This is a genomic window from Phenylobacterium zucineum HLK1 (assembly GCF_000017265.1).
Taxonomy (GTDB): domain Bacteria; phylum Pseudomonadota; class Alphaproteobacteria; order Caulobacterales; family Caulobacteraceae; genus Phenylobacterium; species Phenylobacterium zucineum.
In genome coordinates, this window is record NC_011144.1 from 1400359 (window position 1) to 1419034 (window position 18676).

General features: G+C 68.2%; 11 protein-coding genes. 10 read left to right on the plus strand and 1 reads right to left on the minus strand.

Annotated elements, in window-relative coordinates; genetic code table 11:
* Window positions 1-196 precede the first annotated feature (196 nt).
* From rpoB to PHZ_RS06770, 5 genes are all read left to right on the plus strand, one after another.
* A complete protein-coding gene (gene rpoB / locus PHZ_RS06750) occupies window positions 197-4267 on the plus strand; it encodes a DNA-directed RNA polymerase subunit beta (protein ID WP_012521777.1) in 4071 nt (1356 codons plus the stop codon).
* Between the two features lie 101 nt (window positions 4268-4368).
* Window positions 4369-8562 (plus strand): DNA-directed RNA polymerase subunit beta', encoded by a 4194-nt coding sequence (gene rpoC / locus PHZ_RS06755; RefSeq protein WP_012521778.1) that lies wholly within the window; start codon window positions 4369-4371, stop codon window positions 8560-8562.
* A gap of 137 nt (window positions 8563-8699) precedes the next feature.
* Window positions 8700-10664 (plus strand): S9 family peptidase, encoded by a 1965-nt coding sequence (locus tag PHZ_RS21560; protein WP_012521779.1) that lies wholly within the window; start codon window positions 8700-8702, stop codon window positions 10662-10664.
* A gap of 77 nt (window positions 10665-10741) precedes the next feature.
* On the plus strand, window positions 10742-11068 hold the full coding sequence (locus tag PHZ_RS06765; RefSeq protein WP_012521780.1) for a TFIIB-type zinc ribbon-containing protein: 327 nt from the start codon (window positions 10742-10744) through the stop codon (window positions 11066-11068).
* Window positions 11069-11214: 146 nt separating this feature from the next.
* Window positions 11215-12318 (plus strand): ferritin-like domain-containing protein, encoded by a 1104-nt coding sequence (locus PHZ_RS06770; RefSeq protein WP_012521781.1) that lies wholly within the window; start codon window positions 11215-11217, stop codon window positions 12316-12318.
* A 17-nt stretch (window positions 12319-12335) separates the two neighbouring features.
* Here PHZ_RS06770 and PHZ_RS06775 read toward each other — a convergent pair whose 3' ends face one another.
* Window positions 12336-12989, minus strand: coding sequence for a hypothetical protein (locus PHZ_RS06775; protein WP_041373301.1), 654 nt, complete (start codon window positions 12987-12989; stop codon window positions 12336-12338).
* Window positions 12990-13318: 329 nt separating this feature from the next.
* On the opposite strand from PHZ_RS06775, the gene rpsL reads away from it, so the two are divergent.
* From rpsL to PHZ_RS06800, 5 genes are all read left to right on the plus strand, one after another.
* On the plus strand, window positions 13319-13690 hold the full coding sequence (gene rpsL, locus PHZ_RS06780) for a 30S ribosomal protein S12 (protein WP_012521783.1): 372 nt from the start codon (window positions 13319-13321) through the stop codon (window positions 13688-13690).
* Window positions 13691-13701: 11 nt separating this feature from the next.
* Window positions 13702-14175: a 30S ribosomal protein S7 gene (gene rpsG, locus PHZ_RS06785; protein ID WP_012521784.1), complete on the plus strand. Its 474-nt coding sequence runs from the start codon at window positions 13702-13704 to the stop codon at window positions 14173-14175.
* 102 nt (window positions 14176-14277) lie between these two features.
* Window positions 14278-16356: an elongation factor G gene (gene fusA / locus PHZ_RS06790; RefSeq protein ID WP_012521785.1), complete on the plus strand. Its 2079-nt coding sequence runs from the start codon at window positions 14278-14280 to the stop codon at window positions 16354-16356.
* Window positions 16357-16405: 49 nt separating this feature from the next.
* Complete coding sequence (gene tuf / locus PHZ_RS06795; RefSeq protein WP_012521769.1) at window positions 16406-17596, plus strand: elongation factor Tu; 1191 nt, start codon at window positions 16406-16408, stop codon at window positions 17594-17596.
* 157 nt (window positions 17597-17753) lie between these two features.
* Window positions 17754-18584 (plus strand): GIN domain-containing protein, encoded by an 831-nt coding sequence (locus PHZ_RS06800; protein WP_012521786.1) that lies wholly within the window; start codon window positions 17754-17756, stop codon window positions 18582-18584.
* The last annotated feature ends 92 nt before the right edge of the window (window positions 18585-18676 follow it).

An 18676-nucleotide genomic window follows, 5' to 3' on the forward strand; every position in this document is an offset into this window, starting at 1 on the left:
CGGAACCCGCCGACGCGGATTTCTTCGCGCGTGATGTCCCGAGGCATGGTCCGTCGCCCTCCGACCATGCGAAGGGGCGCCCCTGACGAGACAGGGGCATTCCAGCGTCCGGCTCCCGCAAGGGGGCTCGAGGGTGGACGCAGGATGAAAAGCTCGACGGTGGGACTCCGTTCCCAGCCGTCCTCAAGGGATCAAAATGGCGCAGTCCTTCACCGGTAAGAAGCGGATCCGGAAGTCTTTCGGCCGCATCCCTGAAGCCGTGCAGATGCCGAACCTGATCGAGGTTCAGCGCTCGTCCTACGAACAGTTCCTGCAGCGCGAGGTCCGCGCCGGCGAACGTCGCGACGAGGGCATCGAGGCGGTGTTCAAGTCCGTCTTCCCGATCAAGGACTTCAACGAGCGCGCGGTGCTCGAATACGTCTCCTACGAGTTCGAGGAGCCGAAGTACGACGTCGAGGAATGCGTCCAGCGCGACATGACCTACGCCGCGCCGCTGAAGGTCAAGCTGCGCCTGATCGTCTTCGAGACCGACGAGGAGACCGGCGCCCGCTCCGTCAAGGACATCAAGGAGCAGGACGTCTACATGGGCGACATCCCGCTCATGACGGAGAAGGGCACCTTCATCGTCAACGGGACCCAGCGCGTCATCGTCTCGCAGATGCACCGCTCGCCGGGCGTCTTCTTCGACCACGACAAGGGCAAGACCCACGCCTCGGGCAAGCTGCTGTTCGCCGCGCGCGTGATCCCCTACCGCGGCTCGTGGCTCGACTTCGAGTTCGACGCCAAGGACATCGTCTACGTCCGTATCGACCGCCGCCGGAAGCTGCCGGCCACCACCTTCCTGATGGCCCTCGGCATGGACGGGGAGGAGATCCTCTCCACGTTCTACGAGACCGTGCCCTACGAGAAGAAGGGCGACGGCTGGGCCACCCCGTACAAGCCCGAGCGCTGGCGCGGCGTGAAGCCGGAGTTCCCGCTGATCGACGCCGACACCGGCGAGGAGATCGCTCCGGCCGGCCAGAAGATCTCGGCCCGCAACGCCAAGAAGTTCGCCGACAACGGCCTGAAGACGCTGCTGCTGGCGCCCGAGGCGCTGACCGGCCGCTACCTGGCCAAGGACCTGGTCAACTTCGAGACTGGGGAGATCTACGCCGAGGCCGGCGACGAGCTCGACCCGACGCTCCTGGCCGCGCTCGAGGAGCAGGGCTTCACCACCCTCGACGTCCTCGACATCGACGAGGTCACCGTCGGCGCCTACATCCGCAACACCCTGCGGGTGGACAAGAACACCGCGCGCGAGGACGCGCTCTTCGACATCTACCGGGTCATGCGCCCGGGCGAGCCGCCGACGGTCGAGGCCGCCGAGGCGATGTTCAAGAGCCTGTTCTTCGATTCCGAGCGCTACGACCTGTCGTCGGTCGGCCGCGTGAAGATGAACATGCGCCTCGAGCTGGACTGCCCGGACGACGTCCGGGTGATCCGCAAGGAGGACGTGATCGCCGTCCTGCTGACCCTGGTCGGCCTGCGCGACGGCCGCGGCGAGATCGACGACATCGACAACCTCGGCAACCGCCGGGTCCGCTCGGTGGGCGAGCTGCTGGAGAACCAGTACCGCGTCGGTCTGCTGCGCATGGAGCGGGCGATCAAGGAGCGCATGAGCAGCGTCGACATCGACACGGTCATGCCGCACGACCTGATCAACGCCAAGCCGGCGGCGGCGGCGGTGCGGGAGTTCTTCGGCTCCTCGCAGCTGTCGCAGTTCATGGACCAGACGAACCCGCTGTCCGAGATCACCCACAAGCGCCGCCTCTCGGCGCTGGGGCCGGGCGGCCTCACCCGCGAGCGCGCGGGCTTCGAGGTCCGCGACGTGCACCCGACCCACTATGGCCGGATCTGCCCGATCGAGACGCCGGAAGGCCCGAACATCGGCCTGATCAACTCGCTGGCCACCCATGCGGTCGTGAACAAGTACGGCTTCATCGAGAGCCCGTACCGGCGCATCCGTGACGGCAAGACCACCGACGAGGTGGTCTACATGTCGGCCATGGAAGAGGCGAAGCACGTCATCGCCCAGGCCAACATCAAGCTCGAGAACGGCGAGATCGTCGAGGACCTGGTCCCCGGCCGGATCAACGGCGAACCCTCGCTGCTGCCGAAGGCCGACGTCGACCTGATGGACGTCTCGCCGAAGCAGGTCGTCTCGGTCGCCGCCTCGCTGATCCCGTTCCTCGAGAACGACGACGCCAACCGCGCCCTGATGGGCTCGAACATGCAGAAGCAGGCCGTGCCGCTCATCCAGTCGGATGCGCCGCTGGTCGGCACCGGCATGGAGAGCATCGTGGCGGTGGACTCGGGCGCCGTGGTCGTGGCGCGCCGCACCGGCGTGGTCGAGCAGATCGACGGCACCCGCATCGTCGTCCGCGCGACCGAGGAGACCGATCCCTCCAAGCCGGGCGTCGACATCTACCGCCTGCAGAAGTTCCAGCGCTCGAACACCTCGACCTGCATCAACCAGCGTCCGCTGGTGCGGGTGGGCGACAAGATCAACGCCGGCGACGTGATCGCCGACGGCCCCTCGACCGAGCTGGGCGAACTGGCGCTGGGCCGCAACGCCCTCGTCGCGTTCATGCCCTGGAACGGCTACAACTTCGAAGACTCGATCCTGATCTCCGAGCGGATCGTGCGCGATGACGTCTTCACCTCGATCCACATCGAGGAGTTCGAGGTCATGGCCCGCGACACCAAGCTGGGTCCGGAAGAGATCACCCGCGACATCCCGAACGTCGGCGAGGAGGCCCTGCGCAACCTCGACGAGGCGGGCATCGTGGCGATCGGCGCCGAGGTCCAGCCGGGCGACATCCTGGTCGGCAAGGTGACGCCGAAGGGCGAGAGCCCGATGACGCCGGAAGAGAAGCTGCTGCGCGCCATCTTCGGCGAGAAGGCCTCGGACGTGCGCGACACCTCGCTGCGCCTGCCGCCGGGGGTGTCGGGCACCATCGTGGAAGTCCGCGTCTTCAACCGCCACGGCGTCGACAAGGACGAGCGCGCGCTCGCGATCGAACGGGCCGAGATCGACCGCCTGGGCAAGGACCGCGACGACGAGTTCGCGATCCTGAACCGCAACATGCAGGGCCGCCTGCGTCAGCTGCTCGTCGGCAAGACCGCCGTCTCGGGTCCGAAGGGCCTGGGCCGCGGCGAGATCACCGCCGAGAAGCTGGAGGAGATCGCCCCCGGCCTGTGGTGGCAGATCGCCCTCGACGACGAGAAGGCGATGGGCGAGCTCGAAGCGCTGCGCAAGCAGTTCGACGACGCCCGCAAGCGCCTCGACCGCCGCTTCGAGGACAAGGTCGACAAGCTGCAGCGCGGCGACGAGCTGCCGCCCGGCGTGATGAAGATGGTCAAGGTGTTCGTGGCGGTGAAGCGCAAGCTGCAGCCGGGCGACAAGATGGCCGGCCGTCACGGCAACAAGGGGGTCATCTCCAAGATCCTGCCGATCGAGGACATGCCCTACCTGGAGGACGGCACCAGCGTCGACATCGTGCTGAACCCGCTGGGCGTGCCTTCGCGGATGAACGTCGGCCAGATCTTCGAGACCCACCTGGGCTGGGCCGCGGCCGGCCTCGGCAAGCAGGTCCAGCGCCTGCTCGAGGACTGGCAGCACGGCGGGCAGAAGCAGGCGCTCATCGAGCACCTGCGCGACGTCTACGGCCCCGACGAGGAGCTGCCGGACACCGAGGAGGAGCTGGTCGAGCTGGCCCGCAACCTGTCGAAGGGCATCCCCTTCGCCACGCCGGTGTTCGACGGCGCCCACATCGACGACATCGAGAACCTGCTGGAGAAGGCGGGCCTCGACCGGTCGGGCCAGTCGTACCTGTACGACGGCCAGTCGGGCGAGCGGTTCAAGCGTCCGGTCACGGTCGGCTACATCTACATGCTGAAGCTGCACCACCTGGTCGACGACAAGATCCACGCCCGTTCGATCGGCCCGTACTCGCTCGTCACCCAGCAGCCGCTGGGCGGCAAGGCGCAGTTCGGCGGCCAGCGCTTCGGCGAAATGGAGGTGTGGGCCCTGGAGGCCTACGGCGCCGCCTACACCCTGCAGGAGATGCTGACGGTGAAGTCGGACGACGTGGCCGGCCGGACGAAGGTCTACGAGTCCATCGTCCGCGGCGACGACACCTTCGAGGCCGGGATCCCGGAAAGCTTCAACGTGCTGGTCAAGGAGATGCGCTCCCTGGGCCTGAACGTGGAGCTGGAGAACAGCTGACGGGCGCCTACATGCCCTCCTTCGCAGCGATGCGGGGGAGGGCGGCCCCACCCGTCCTGCTTTGAAATTCACGCGGGCTCCGTCCCGCAGAAGGAACCAAGATGAACCAGGAAGTCCTGAACATCTTCAATCCGGTCCAGGCCGCCCCGACCTTCGACCAGATCCGCATCGCGCTCGCCTCGCCGGAAAAGATCCGCTCGTGGTCGTTCGGCGAGATCAAGAAGCCCGAGACCATCAACTACCGCACGTTCAAGCCCGAGCGTGACGGCCTGTTCTGCGCCCGCATCTTTGGCCCGACGAAGGACTACGAGTGCCTTTGCGGCAAGTACAAGCGGATGAAATACAAGGGCATCATCTGCGAGAAGTGCGGCGTCGAGGTCACCCTGGCCCGCGTCCGCCGCGAGCGGATGGGCCACATCGAGCTGGCCAGCCCGGTCGCCCACATCTGGTTCCTGAAGAGCCTGCCGAGCCGCATCGCGCTGATGCTCGACATGGCGCTGAAGGACGTCGAGCGGGTCCTCTACTTCGAGAACTACATCGTCACCGAGCCGGGCCTGACCCCGCTGAAGCTGCACCAGCTGCTGTCGGAAGACGACTACCTGCGCTTCCAGGAGGAGTTCGGCGACGACAGCTTCACCGCCGAGATCGGCGCCGAGGCGGTCCAGGGCCTGCTGCGCGGCATCGACCTCGAGAAGGAGGCCGAGAACCTCCGCGAGGAGCTGAAGACCACCACGTCCGAGATGAAGCTGAAGAAGGCGTCCAAGCGCCTGAAGCTCATCGAGAACTTCATCGAGAGCGGCAACAAGCCCGAGTGGATGGTGCTGACGGTGATCCCCGTGATCCCGCCGGAACTGCGCCCGCTGGTGCCGCTGGACGGCGGCCGCTTCGCGACCTCGGACCTGAACGACCTCTACCGCCGGGTCATCAACCGGAACAACCGCCTGAAGCGCCTCATCGAGCTGCGCGCGCCGGACATCATCATCCGCAACGAGAAGCGGATGCTGCAGGAAGCCGTCGACGCCCTGTTCGACAACGGCCGCCGCGGCCGCGTGATCACGGGCGCCAACAAGCGTCCGCTGAAGTCGCTGGCCGACATGCTGAAGGGCAAGCAGGGCCGGTTCCGCCAGAACCTGCTCGGCAAGCGCGTGGACTACTCGGGCCGTTCGGTCATCGTGGTGGGCCCCGAGCTGAAGCTGCACGAGTGCGGCCTGCCCAAGAAGATGGCGCTCGAGCTGTTCAAGCCGTTCATCTACGCGCGCCTGGACGCCAAGGGCCTGTCGGGCACCGTCAAGCAGTCCAAGCGCATGGTGGAGCGTGAGCAGCCGGCCGTCTGGGACATCCTGGACGAGGTGATCCGCGAGCACCCGGTGCTGCTGAACCGCGCCCCGACCCTGCACCGCCTGGGCATCCAGGCGTTCGAGCCCAAGCTGATCGAAGGCAAGGCGATCCAGCTGCACCCGCTGGTCTGCGCCGCGTTCAACGCCGACTTCGACGGCGACCAGATGGCCGTCCACGTGCCGCTCTCGCTGGAAGCCCAGCTGGAAGCGCGCGTGCTGATGATGAGCACGAACAACATCCTGTCGCCCGCCAACGGCCGGCCGATCATCGTGCCGTCGCAGGACATCGTGCTCGGCCTCTACTACCTGTCGCTGGTGAAGGACGGCGAGCCGGGCGAAGGCAAGGCGTTCGCCAGCCTGGGCGAGATCGAGGCCGCGCTCGACGCCGGCGTCGTCACGCTGCACTCGAAGATCCGCTGCCGCTACACCGAGATGGACGCCGACGGGAACCTGGTGACCAAGGTCATCGAGACCAGCCCCGGCCGGATGAAGATCGCCGCGCTGTTCCCGCAGCACCCGGCGGTCGGCCATCGCCTTCTGGAGAAGAACCTCACCAAGAAGGAAATCGGCAACCTGATCGACACCGTCTACCGGCACTGCGGCCAGAAGGCGACCGTCATCTTCGCCGACCAGATCATGGGCCTGGGCTTCCGCGAGGCGGCCAAGGCGGGCATCTCGTTCGGCAAGGACGACATCGTCATCCCGGCCCGTAAGGCGCCGATCGTCGAGGAGACCCGCAAGCTCGTCGAGGAGTACGAGCAGCAGTACGCCGACGGCCTGATCACCAAGGGCGAGAAGTACAACAAGGTGGTCGACGCCTGGGCCAAGGCGACCGACCGCGTCGCCGACGAGATGATGGCCGAGGTGTCCTCCGCGCCGGTCGACGAGAACGGCCGCCAGGCCGAGATCAACTCGATCTTCATGATGAGCAACTCGGGCGCCCGGGGCTCGCAGGCCCAGATGAAGCAGCTCGGCGGGATGCGCGGCCTGATGGCCAAGCCGTCCGGCGAGATCATCGAGACGCCGATCATCTCGAACTTCAAGGAAGGCCTGACGGTGCAGGAGTACTTCAACTCCACGCACGGCGCCCGTAAGGGCCTGGCCGACACCGCTCTGAAGACCGCCAACTCGGGCTACCTGACCCGCCGCCTCGTCGACGTGGCGCAGGACTGCATCATCACCGAGGAAGACTGCGGCACCACCCGGGGCATCACCCTGCGGGCCGTGGTCGAGGGCGGCGACGTCCTCGTCTCGCTGGGCCAGCGCATCCTGGGCCGCTTCGCGGCCGAGGACGTGAAGGATCCGGGCAGCAACGACGTCATCGTTCCCGCCGACAGCTACCTCGACGAGAACATGATCGAGCTGGTCGAGAGCGCCGGCGTCCAGTCGGTGAAGGTCCGGTCGGTCCTGACCTGCGAGACCAAGACCGGCGTCTGCGGCGCCTGCTACGGCCGCGATCTGGCGCGCGGCACGCCGGTGAACATCGGCGAGGCCGTGGGCGTCATCGCCGCCCAGTCGATCGGCGAGCCGGGCACCCAGCTGACGATGCGGACCTTCCACATCGGCGGCACCGCCCAGGTGGCCGAGCAGTCGTTCTACGAGAGCGCCAACGAGGGCGTCGCCAAGATCTCGGGCGGCAACACCGTGACCGCTCCGGACGGCGCGCTGATCTCGATGAGCCGCAACCTGATGCTGACCGTCCAGGTCGACGGCAAGGACCGGGAATCCTACAAGGTTCCGTACGGCGCCCGCCTGCGGGTGAAGGACGGCGAAGGCGTCAAGCGCGGCCAGCGCCTGGCGGAGTGGGACCCCTACACCACGCCGATCATCACCGAAGTGGGCGGCAAGGTCCGCTTCGAGGACCTGGTCGAGAACGTCTCGTTCCGCGAGGAGGCCGACGAGGCCACCGGCATCTCGAACCGCGTCGTCGTCGACTGGCGCGCGTCGACCAAGGGCTCGGACCTGCGTCCGGCCATGGCGGTGCTGGGCGAGGACGGCTCCTACAAGCGCCTGTCGAACGGCGGCGAGGCCCGCTCCCTGCTGCCCGTGGGCGCCATTCTCTCCGTCGGCGACGGCGACGAGGTGAAGCCCGGCGAGGTGCTGGCCCGTATGCCCACGGAAGGCGCCAAGACGCGCGACATCACCGGCGGTCTGCCGCGGGTGGCCGAGCTGTTCGAGGCGCGTCGTCCGAAGGACTGCGCGGTCATCGCCGAGATGGACGGCCGGGTGGAGTTCGGTCGGGACTACAAGAACAAGCGCCGCATCAAGATCACGCCGGAGGACGGCGGCGAGGCGGTCGAGTTCCTGATCCCGAAGGGCAAGCACATCGCCGTCCACGACGGCGACGTCATCCGCAAGGGCGAGTACCTCATCGACGGCAACCCGGACCCGCACGACATCCTGCGGATCCAGGGCATCGAGGCGCTGGCGGACTTCCTGGTGAACGAGATCCAGGAGGTCTACCGACTGCAGGGCGTGCCGATCAACGACAAGCACATCGAGACGATCGTCCGTCAGATGCTGCAGAAGGTCGAGATCCTCGAGCCGGGCGACACCGGCCTGCTCAAGGGCGACCACCTCGACAAGATCGAGGTGGACGAGGAGAACGCCAAGGCGGAAGCCCGCGGCGGCCGTCCGGCGCTCACCCAGCCGGTGCTGCTCGGCATCACCAAGGCGAGCCTGCAGACCCGCAGCTTCATCTCGGCCGCGTCGTTCCAGGAGACGACCCGCGTCCTCACCGAGGCCTCGGTGCAGGGCAAGATCGACACCCTGGAAGGCCTGAAGGAGAACGTGATCGTGGGCCGCCTCATCCCGGCGGGCACGGGCTCGTACCTGCGCAACCTGCAGCGCATCGCCGCCAAGCGCGACGAGGCGCTCACCCAGAGCCGCGAGGAGGCCATGGAGCCGCTTCCGGCCGAGATCGCCGACGCCGCGGTCGGCGAGCAGGTGGAGTCCTAAGAGCTCTCTCCAGTACCAAGCGTAACGAGTGGCCCGGGAGCGATCCCGGGCCGTTTTCGTGCTCGCGCCCTGAGGTTGCGCTCGTCGCCGGTTCAACTAGCTTGGCCGTGGGCGGTTCAGTCTTCGGGGGAGTTCACATGCGTAGGGTTCTGGCGGCCTCGGCGGCCGCGGTCGTGCTGGCGGCTGCCGGGCAGGGGGCCGCCGCGCCGCCGCCCGCTTCGGCGTTCGGCCGGATACCGGCCGTGGTGCAGGCGGCGATCTCGCCCGACGGCGCGCGGGTCGCCGTCCTCGGCGGGCACAACGACGAGCGGGTGCTTTCCATCGCGACGCTGGACCAGCCGAACCTGCCGCAGCTGCGGCTGGGCGAGGTCGAGGCCGTCGGCGTGCGCTGGGCCGGCGACGACTACGTGCTGGCCCGCCTGGCCTACTGGGAGCAGGTCGGCGCCCGCGTCGCCTACCGTTTCGAGCGGACGGTGGCGGTGACGCCGGAGGGCAAGGCGGTGTCGCGCCTGCTCGACAGCGGCGCGAACAACCTTCTCCTCTCGCAGCCGATCCTCGGCGTGACCACGGAAGGCGGCAAGCCGCGGGTGCTGATGACCGGCCTGATGGAGTCGGGGGGCGCGAGCTCGGGGGCCAACACCCGCCTGGCCCGCAAGGGCGTGGAGAGCGACTTCGTCCTGGCGCTGTGGAGCGTGGATCCGGCCACCGGCCGGGGCTCGATCGTCGAGCGGGGGACCTACGACACCACGTCCTGGGAGGTGGATCCCTCGGGCGCCGCGCGGGTCCGCCTGGACATCGACGAGCTCACCCACGCCTTCTCGATCCGCGGCCGGGCGCAGGGCCGCTCGCAGTACAGCCAGGTCTGGAAGGGCGAGGACTTCGCCAGCCGCCGCGCCTACTACGGCTATTCGGCGCCGGACGACGCCCTGATCATGGCCGAGGGCGGCCGGCTGGTGAAGCGGCGGCTCTCGGACGGAGCGGTCGAGCCGTTCGGCCCCGACGTCCTGCCGAACAATCCCGAGCTGATCTGGGACGAGCACCGCGGGGCTGTGGTGGGCGTCACCGCCGGGGCCGAGAAGCCGGTGGTCGCCTGGACCGATCCCCAGGTCGGCGCCGCGCACGCCACCCTCGCCAAGGTGTTCAAGGACAGGCGCGTGGACCTCAGGAGTTGGTCGAAGGACCGGACGCGGTTCGTCGCCCGGGTCAGCGGCCCCGGCGCGCCGGGCGTGTGGTACCTGTTCGACACCGCGCGCAAGGAGGTTTCGCCGCTCGGCGACGAGTACCCGGAGCTGGCCGGCGCGCAGCTCGGAGCCACCCGCTGGATCACCTACAAGGCCCGCGACGGCCTCGAGATCCCGGCCTACCTGACCCTTCCGCCCGCCGCCGCGACGGCCGGACGCAAGCCGCCGCTGGTGGTGCTGCCGCACGGCGGGCCGCGGGCCCGCGACGAGTACGAGTTCGAATACCTCGTCCAGTTCCTGGCGAGCCGCGGCTATGCGGTCCTGCAGCCGCAGTTCCGCGGCTCGTGGGGCTTCGGCGACGCCTTCGAGGAGGCCGGCGAGGGCGAGTGGGGCGGCAAGATGCAGACCGACCTGCTGGACGGCGTCGCCGCCCTGGCCGCCCAGGGCGAAGTGGACGCGGCCCGCGCCTGCATCGTCGGCGCGTCCTTCGGCGGCTACTCCGCGCTGGCCGGGGCCGCCCTCTATCCGGGCGCCTACCGCTGCGCCGCCTCCATCGCCGGCATCGCCGATCTGGGCCAGCTCCTGCTCGAGCAGGGCCGCGCCTACGGCCGCGCCTCGGCGGGACTGGAGGAGCTGCGGGTCATGATCGGCGCGGCGAGCCCGCAGAAGCTGGCGGACACCTCGCCGGCGCAGCATGCGGCGGCGGTCCAGGCGCCGGTCCTGCTGATCCACGGCGACAAGGACACCGTGGTGGCGCCGGCCCAGTCGCTGCGCATGGCCGAGGCCCTGAAGGCCGCCGGAAAGCCGCACGAGCTGGTGATCCTGGAAGGCGAGAACCACTACCTGACCCGCTCGTCGAACCGCACCCGCACGCTCGAGGCGCTGGAGGCGTTCCTGGCCAGGCATCTGCCGGTGTCGTGAAGGCCGGATCGTGAGGGCGGGGGGTTGGCTTGGCCGCAGGCGTCCCTAGATCAGGAGGCCACACAAGGAGGACGCCTGTGCCGCTGCTGCTTTGCCCCAACGACAATACGTCGATGCAGAACGTGAACCGCGGGGGCGTGGAGATCGACATCTGCCCGACGTGCCGCGGCGTCTGGCTGGATCGCGGAGAGCTGGAGAAGCTGCTCGAAGGCACGCGGCAGGAGCAGACCGCCCAGGCGGAGGACCGCCAGCGGTTCGACCGCGAGGTCTCCGATTTCCACCGTGACCCCGACGAGTGGAAGAAGCGCCACCCCTACGACCGCGAGCACGGCCGCTACCGGTACGACGACAAGTACCACTACAAGAAGAAGAAGCGGTTCGACATCTTCGACATCTTCGACTGACTCCAGCCTGGCCATGGCCATTCCGGGGGCGGGAGCGGGCGCCGTCCGCTCCCGAAGTTGATCTGGATCAAAGATGACGCCGGCGTCATTTTTATAGTCGGCTCCCGATAGGCCCGGCAGAGGCCGCGCCAAGAGGGAGTCGCCCAATGCTGCAGGTTCAAGTCGTCAAGGGTCCGCCGACCGAGGTCCAGTACTTCGACGAGGACGATCTGGCCCACCGCCTCACCGACCACGACGTCGAGGTGATCCGCGAGATCTTCAGGACGCCGCTGACCGGGTCCTACAACTGGGACTACGAGGCCGCGAACGCGCGGATCCGCCGGCTGTACGAGCTGGGCAAGCGCTTCAACTGGAACTCCGAGCTGGACGTCGACTGGGGCCTGCAGATGCCGGCGCCCGAGGGCGCGCCGCCCGAGCCCGAGGGTTTCGCCGACCATCCGAAGTGGAAGGCTCTGAGCCCCGAGCAGAAGGCGGACTTCATGCGCCGCACGACGGCCCAGACGCTGTCGCAGTTCCTGCACGGGGAGCAGGGGGCGCTGATGGTGGCCTCGCAGCTCGTCAGCTGCGCCCCCACCCACGACGCCAAGCTCTACGCCGCCTCCCAGACCTTCGACGAGGCGCGCCACGTGGAGGTGTTCCACCGCTACCTGATGGAGCGGTGCCACATGATCTATCCGATCAACCCGAACCTGAAGTTCCTGCTGGACAAGGTGCTGACCGACGAGCGCTGGGACCTGAAGTTCATCGGGATGCAGATCCTGATCGAGGGCCTGGCTCTGGCCGCCTTCCAGACCATCCACGAGACGACGCCCGATCCGCTGCTGAAGCAGGTCGTCGGCCTCGTGATGCGGGACGAGGGGCGGCACGTGGCCTTCGGCGTGAACTACCTCGAGGACTGGATCCGCGCCCTGCCGCAGGCCGAGATCGAGGAGCGGGCGCAGTTCGCCTACGAGGCCTGCGTGGTGATGAAGAACCGGCTGATCTCGACCAACGTGGCCGAGGAGTTCGGCTTCACCCGCGAGGAGGCCCTGGAGATCAACGCCAAGACCCAGGGCGGACAGGCGTTCCGCAAGTTCCTGTTCGAGCGGATGATCCCGAACCTGAAGCGCGTGGGTCTGCTCACCGAGGCCATCCGGCCGAAGTTCGAGGAGCTGGGCGTGCTCGAGTTCGAGAACCTGCAGCACGACGGCCTGATCGACTGGGCCGTGCTGGAGGCGCCGCTGGAGATGAAGGACCGCGTGGCGGCCTGATCAGTCCCGGGGCGTAGTCAGTTCCTGGACCGGCCCGCGGCGCCGCTGGCGTCGTGGGCCGAGCCGCCCATGCCCTTCATGTGCGAGGCCCCGGCGGGCGGGCTGCGGCGGACGTCCCAGTCGACCTGCGAGCCGGGTTCGCGCGGGCGGGATTCCTCGCTGCGCTTGTAGCGGTAGCCGGCCTCGCGGCGGGCGGCGGCGCGCCCCAGGTCCGAGGCGTCGTCGGCGTCCAGACCCAGGCCCGGGAACTCGGCCTCGCGGGCGCCGCGGGCCAGCTGCTCCTGGCACTTCTCGCGTTCCTCACGGCTGAGCAGGGAGGGGTTCGCGCACCCGATCAGCCCCCGCAGCGTCTGGCGCGCGTTCTGCGCCACCGGATCGACCGTCACGACGCGCGGCGCGCGGCGGTCGCGCTCGGCGTCGGGCTCGGGCTCGGCCTCGGGGGCGACCAGCGGGGCCACCGGGAGACGGTCGAGCGGCACGCGCGGCTGGCGCCGGTGCAGACGGATCGGGCGCGGCGGGCCGCCGGCCTCGGGGGGCGGCGTGCGGGGGGTCAGCAGCACCGGGATGATCGGCTGCGGCGGGCCCGAGCGGACCGGGGGGACGAAGAGCTTGGGCACATGCAGGGCCAGCGCCGCGAGGACCGCGGCGTGCGCGACGACGGAGATCGCCACGATGACTAAGGTTCGGCCCCGTCCAGCCGGCCGCATGGCGCTCCAGGTCGTGCTCAAGCTTCGCCGTAAGGTTAGGGCGTTCGCCGCGGCGAATTCATGGCACGTCCCGCCGGCGGAGTCGCGTTGACGCGAGCCCCTCTTACGACTATGTAGCGCGCTCTTTCGAGGCCGGGAGTCGCTCCCAGTCCGGATGAACCGCTACCGCCGGAACGCTGGCAAGGCGTCCCGGCGAGTTTTTGCGTTCAACGGACAGGCCCCGGATCTATGAACCCAAGGACCCCAACCGAGGCGCCCCGGCCAAACGGCACACGCCTCCCAAGCGAGAATAGATGCCGACAGTCAATCAGCTCATCCGCAAGCCTCGTCAGACGAAGCCCGCGCGGAACAAGGTCCCGGCCCTGAAGGGCTGCCCGCAGCGCCGCGGCGTCTGCACCCGGGTGTACACGACGACCCCGAAGAAGCCGAACTCGGCTCTGCGTAAGGTCGCCAAGGTGCGCCTGACCACCGGCATCGAAGCGGTGTGCTACATCCCCGGCGAAGGCCACAACCTGCAGGAGCACTCGGTGGTCCTGATCCGTGGCGGCCGCGTGAAGGACCTTCCCGGCGTGCGCTACCACATCCTGCGCGGCGTGCTGGACACGCAAGGGGTCAAGGACCGCAAGCAGCGCCGTTCGCTCTACGGCGCCAAGCGTCCGAAGTAAGGATTTAAGAGATGTCCCGTCGCCGTCGCGCAGACAAACGTGAAGTCCTCCCGGATCCGAAGTTCGGGGACCTCGTCGTCACCAAGTTCATGAACTACGTGATGTACGAAGGTAAGAAGGCCGTGGCCGAGAACATCGTCTACGGCGCCTTCGACATCCTGGAGGCCCGCCGCAAGGACATGGGCCCGCTGGAGACCTTCCATGCGGCCCTGGACAACGTGGCCCCGGCCATCGAGGTCCGCTCCCGCCGGGTCGGCGGCGCGACCTACCAGGTGCCGGTCGAAGTCCGTCCCGAGCGCCGTCGCGCCCTGGCCATCCGCTGGCTGGTGAACGCCGCCCGCTCGCGCGGCGAGAACACCATGACCGAGAAGCTGGCCGGCGAGCTGCTGGACGCCTCTTCGAACCGCGGTTCGGCGGTCAAGAAGCGGGAAGACACCCATAAGATGGCCGAAGCCAACCGGGCCTTCTCGCACTACCGCTGGTAAGCGCCCACATAGTGAGCTTCCCGGCGCGGGCGGTTTGAGATAAACCGCCCGCGCCGTTCGTTCAGCCTCCCCGAACAGACCCCTTTTCGCAGAGCATCCGCTATGCCCCGCACGCATAAAATCGAAGACTACCGCAACTTCGGCATCATGGCCCACATCGACGCGGGCAAGACGACGACGACCGAGCGGATCCTCTTCTACACCGGCAAGAGCCACAAGATCGGCGAAGTCCATGACGGCGCGGCCACCATGGACTGGATGGAGCAGGAGCAGGAGCGCGGCATCACGATCACGTCCGCCGCGACGACCGCCTTCTGGAACGGCAAGCGCCTCAACATCATCGACACGCCCGGCCACGTGGACTTCACCATCGAGGTGGAGCGCAGCCTGCGCGTGCTCGACGGCGCCGTGACGGTGCTGGACGGCAACGCCGGCGTCGAGCCGCAGACCGAGACCGTCTGGCGCCAAGCCGACAAGTACAAGGTTCCGCGGATCGTCTTCGTCAACAAGATGGACAAGCTGGGCGCCGACTTCGACAAGTCGGTCGAGAGCATCCGCGACCGCCTGGGCGCCAAGGCCGTGCCGATCCAGCTGCCGATCGGCGCCGAGTCCGCCCTGCGCGGCATCATCGACCTGGTCCGCATGAAGGCGGTGGTGTGGGACACCGACGCCCTGGGCGCCAAGTTCCAGGACGAGGAGATCCCGGCCGACCTGAAGGAAAAGGCCGAGGCCGCCCGCAACTACATGATCGAGAACGCCGTCGAGCTCGACGACGAGGCCATGGAAGCCTACCTCTCGGGCGAAGAGCCCTCGGAAGAGGTGATCAAGAAGTGCATCCGTAAGGCCGTGCTGACGGGCGCCTTCTACCCGATCCTCTGCGGCTCGGCGTTCAAGAACAAGGGCGTGCAGCCGCTGCTGGACGCCGTGGTCGACTACCTGCCCTCGCCGGTGGACATCCCGCCGACCAAGGGCATCGACTTCCGGACCGAAGAGGAAGTCGAGCGGCGGGCCTCCGACGACGAGCCGCTGTCGGTCCTGGCGTTCAAGATCATGGACGACCCCTTCGTGGGCTCGCTGACGTTCTGCCGCATCTACTCGGGCAAGCTCGAGACCGGCATGGGGCTGATGAACTCGACGCGCGACAAGCGCGAGCGGGTCGGCCGCATGCTGCTGATGCACTCGAACAACCGCGAGGACATCAAGGAAGCCTACGCCGGCGACATCGTCGCCCTGGCCGGCCTGAAGGAGACCCGCACGGGCGACACCCTGTGCGATCCGAACAAGTCGCCGGTCATCCTGGAGCGCATGGAGTTCCCCGAGCCGGTGATCGAGATCGCCGTCGAGCCGAAGTCCAAGGCCGACCAGGAGAAGCTGGGCGTCGCCCTGTCGAAGCTGGCCGCCGAGGACCCGTCCTTCACCGTCTCGACCGACCACGAGTCGGGCCAGACGATCCTGAAGGGCATGGGCGAGCTGCACCTCGACATCAAGATCGACATCCTGAAGCGCACCTACAAGGTCGAGGCCAACATCGGCGCGCCGCAGGTGGCCTACCGCGAGAGCATCAGCAAGCGGACCGAGATCGACTACACGCACAAGAAGCAGACCGGCGGCACGGGCCAGTTCGCCCGCGTGAAGCTGGTGTTCGAGCCGGGCGAGCCGGGCTCGGGCTTCGTGTTCGAAAGCGCGATCGTCGGCGGCGCGGTGCCGAAGGAATACGTCCCCGGCGTCCAGAAGGGCCTGGAGTCGGCCAAGGAAAACGGCCTGCTGGCCGGCTTCCCGGTCATCGACTTCAAGGCGACCCTGGTCGACGGCGCGTTCCACGACGTGGACTCCTCGGTCCTGGCCTTCGAAATCGCCAGCCGCGCGGCCTTCAAGGAGCTGCGCGAAAAGGGCGGGCCGAAGCTGCTCGAGCCGATCATGGCCGTCGAGGTCGTGACGCCCGAGGAGTACCTGGGCTCGGTCATCGGCGACCTGAACGGCCGCCGCGGCCAGATCCAGGGCCAGGACATGCGCGGCAACGCGACGGTGATCAACGCCTTCGTGCCGCTGGCGAACATGTTCGGCTACGTGAACAACCTGCGCGGCATGTCGCAGGGCCGCGCGCAGTTCACGATGCTGTTCAGCCACTACGAGACGGTGCCGCAGGTCGTCGCCGAAGAAGTCATCAAGAAGTACGCCTGATTTCCAACCCTAGCTGAGAGGACAAGCCCGGACAGGGCTGGAGCTTGAAATGGCCAAAGAGAAGTTTGAACGCACGAAGCCGCACTGCAACATCGGCACGATTGGTCACGTTGACCACGGCAAGACGACGCTGACGGCGGCGATCACGATCACGCTGGCGAAGTCTGGTGGTGCGACGGCGAAGAACTACGCCGACATCGACGCGGCTCCGGAAGAGAAGGCGCGCGGGATCACGATCAACACGGCGCACGTGGAATACGAGACGGCGAACCGTCACTACGCGCACGTGGACTGCCCTGGCCACGCCGACTACGTGAAGAACATGATCACGGGCGCGGCGCAGATGGACGGCGCGATCCTGGTGGTGAGCGCTGCGGACGGTCCGATGCCGCAGACCCGCGAGCACATCCTGCTGGCGCGTCAGGTGGGCGTGCCGGCGCTGGTGGTGTTCATGAACAAGGTCGACATGGTCGACGACGCCGAGCTGCTGGACCTGGTGGAGATGGAAGTGCGCGAGCTGCTTTCGTCGTACCAGTTCCCGGGCGACGACATCCCGATCGTGAAGGGCTCGGCGCTGGCGGCGGTCGAGGGCCGTGACCCGCAGATCGGCGAGGAGCGGATCCTGGAGCTGATGGCGGCGGTGGACAGCTACATCCCGCAGCCGGAGCGTCCGATCGACCAGCCGTTCCTGATGCCGGTGGAAGACGTCTTTTCGATCTCGGGCCGCGGCACGGTGGTGACGGGCCGGATCGAGAAGGGGATCGTCAAGGTCGGCGACGAAGTGGAGATCGTCGGCATCCGCGAAGTGCAGAAGACGACCTGCACGGGTGTCGAGATGTTCCGCAAGCTGCTGGACCAGGGCCAGGCGGGCGACAACGTGGGCGTGCTGCTGCGCGGCACGAAGCGCGAGGACGTGGAGCGCGGCCAGGTGCTGTGCAAGCCGGGCTCGATCACGCCGCACACCGAGTTCATGGCCGAGGCCTACATCCTGACGAAGGAAGAGGGCGGCCGTCACACCCCGTTCTTCACGAACTACCGTCCGCAGTTCTACTTCCGCACGACGGACGTGACGGGGATCATCAAGCTGAAGGAAGGCGTGGAGATGATCATGCCCGGCGACAACGCCGAGCTGCTCGTCGAGCTGATCACGCCGATCGCCATGGACCAGGGCCTGCGCTTCGCGATCCGCGAAGGCGGCCGGACCGTCGGCGCCGGCGTCGTGGCCAAGATCATCAAGTAAGCCACGCGCTCACAGCGTAACGACTACGGAAAGGCCGCCGGGATGACCCGGCGGCCTTTTCTTTTGCGCCATGACATCGGAGTCATGACCTCGATTTAAGCTGTACGCCCCGCTGCCCGGGACTAGCCTTCCCCCATCAAGGACTGGGGAGAAGGCGATGCGCCTTTCGATGGCTTTTCTGGCGGCCGCGGCCGCCCTCACCGCCGGCGGGGCGGCCCACGCCGCGTCGGTCGAGATCAAGGACGCGGTGGCCCGGGTGACGGTGATCCCGGAGGACCGCAGCGACGTCCGCGTCGAGATCGTCGCGCCGAACGCGCGCCTGCCGCTGGAGGTCCGCACGCTGGGCGACCGGACGATCGTGGACGGCGACCTCGACCGCAAGATCCGCAACTGCCGCGGCTCCGGCGAGACACAGAGCGTCGACGTGCGCGGGGTAGGGGACATCGCCTGGCGCGAAATGCCGCAGGTCGTGGTCCGCACGCCGCGGGACGTGCGCGTTCAGGCGGGCGGGGCGGTGTTCGGCTCGGTCGGCCGCTCGGTCAGCGTGAACCTCTCCAACGCCGGCTGCGGCGACTGGACCGTCGCCAACGTCGAGCGGGAGCTGAAGATCCGCCAGGCGGGCTCGGGCGACACCCGGACCGGCTCCGCGGGCTCGGCCGTGATCCGGGTGGCCGGCTCGGGCGACGTGGCCACGGCGGACATCCGCGGCGGCCTGGACGTGAACATCGCCGGATCGGGCAACGTGGCGGTCCGCTCGATCTCAGGCCCGCTGGAGGTGGCGATCGCCGGCTCGGGCGACGTCACCGTGGCCGCCGGCCGCGCCACGGCCATGACGGTCTCGGTCGCCGGCTCGGGCGATGTGGATTTCCGGGGGCAGGCCGAGAGCGTGAAGGCCAAGATCGCCGGCTCGGGCGACGTGCGCGTCCGCGAGGTGAAGGGCGAGGTCTCCAAGACCATCATGGGCTCGGGCGCGGTCACGGTCGGCTGACCGCCCGTCGCCGCCCGGTGCGACCGTCGATCCGGCCGTCGAATGCGGCGGTCGGAGCCCTCCAGCGCCCTTGACGGGACCGAGTCGGATGG

What these genes read in the sequence shown, in the direction of transcription:
- rpoB (WP_012521777.1), top strand. Translation starts at nt 197, where the DNA reads ATGGCGCAGTCCTTCACCGGTAAGAAGCGGATCCGGAAGTCTTTCGGC.
- rpoC (WP_012521778.1), top strand. Translation starts at nt 4,369, where the DNA reads ATGAACCAGGAAGTCCTGAACATCTTCAATCCGGTCCAGGCCGCCCCG.
- PHZ_RS21560 (WP_012521779.1), top strand. Translation starts at nt 8,700, where the DNA reads ATGCGTAGGGTTCTGGCGGCCTCGGCGGCCGCGGTCGTGCTGGCGGCT.
- PHZ_RS06770 (WP_012521781.1), top strand. Translation starts at nt 11,215, where the DNA reads ATGCTGCAGGTTCAAGTCGTCAAGGGTCCGCCGACCGAGGTCCAGTAC.
- rpsL (WP_012521783.1), top strand. Translation starts at nt 13,319, where the DNA reads ATGCCGACAGTCAATCAGCTCATCCGCAAGCCTCGTCAGACGAAGCCC.
- rpsG (WP_012521784.1), top strand. Translation starts at nt 13,702, where the DNA reads ATGTCCCGTCGCCGTCGCGCAGACAAACGTGAAGTCCTCCCGGATCCG.
- fusA (WP_012521785.1), top strand. Translation starts at nt 14,278, where the DNA reads ATGCCCCGCACGCATAAAATCGAAGACTACCGCAACTTCGGCATCATG.
- tuf (WP_012521769.1), top strand. Translation starts at nt 16,406, where the DNA reads ATGGCCAAAGAGAAGTTTGAACGCACGAAGCCGCACTGCAACATCGGC.
- PHZ_RS06800 (WP_012521786.1), top strand. Translation starts at nt 17,754, where the DNA reads ATGCGCCTTTCGATGGCTTTTCTGGCGGCCGCGGCCGCCCTCACCGCC.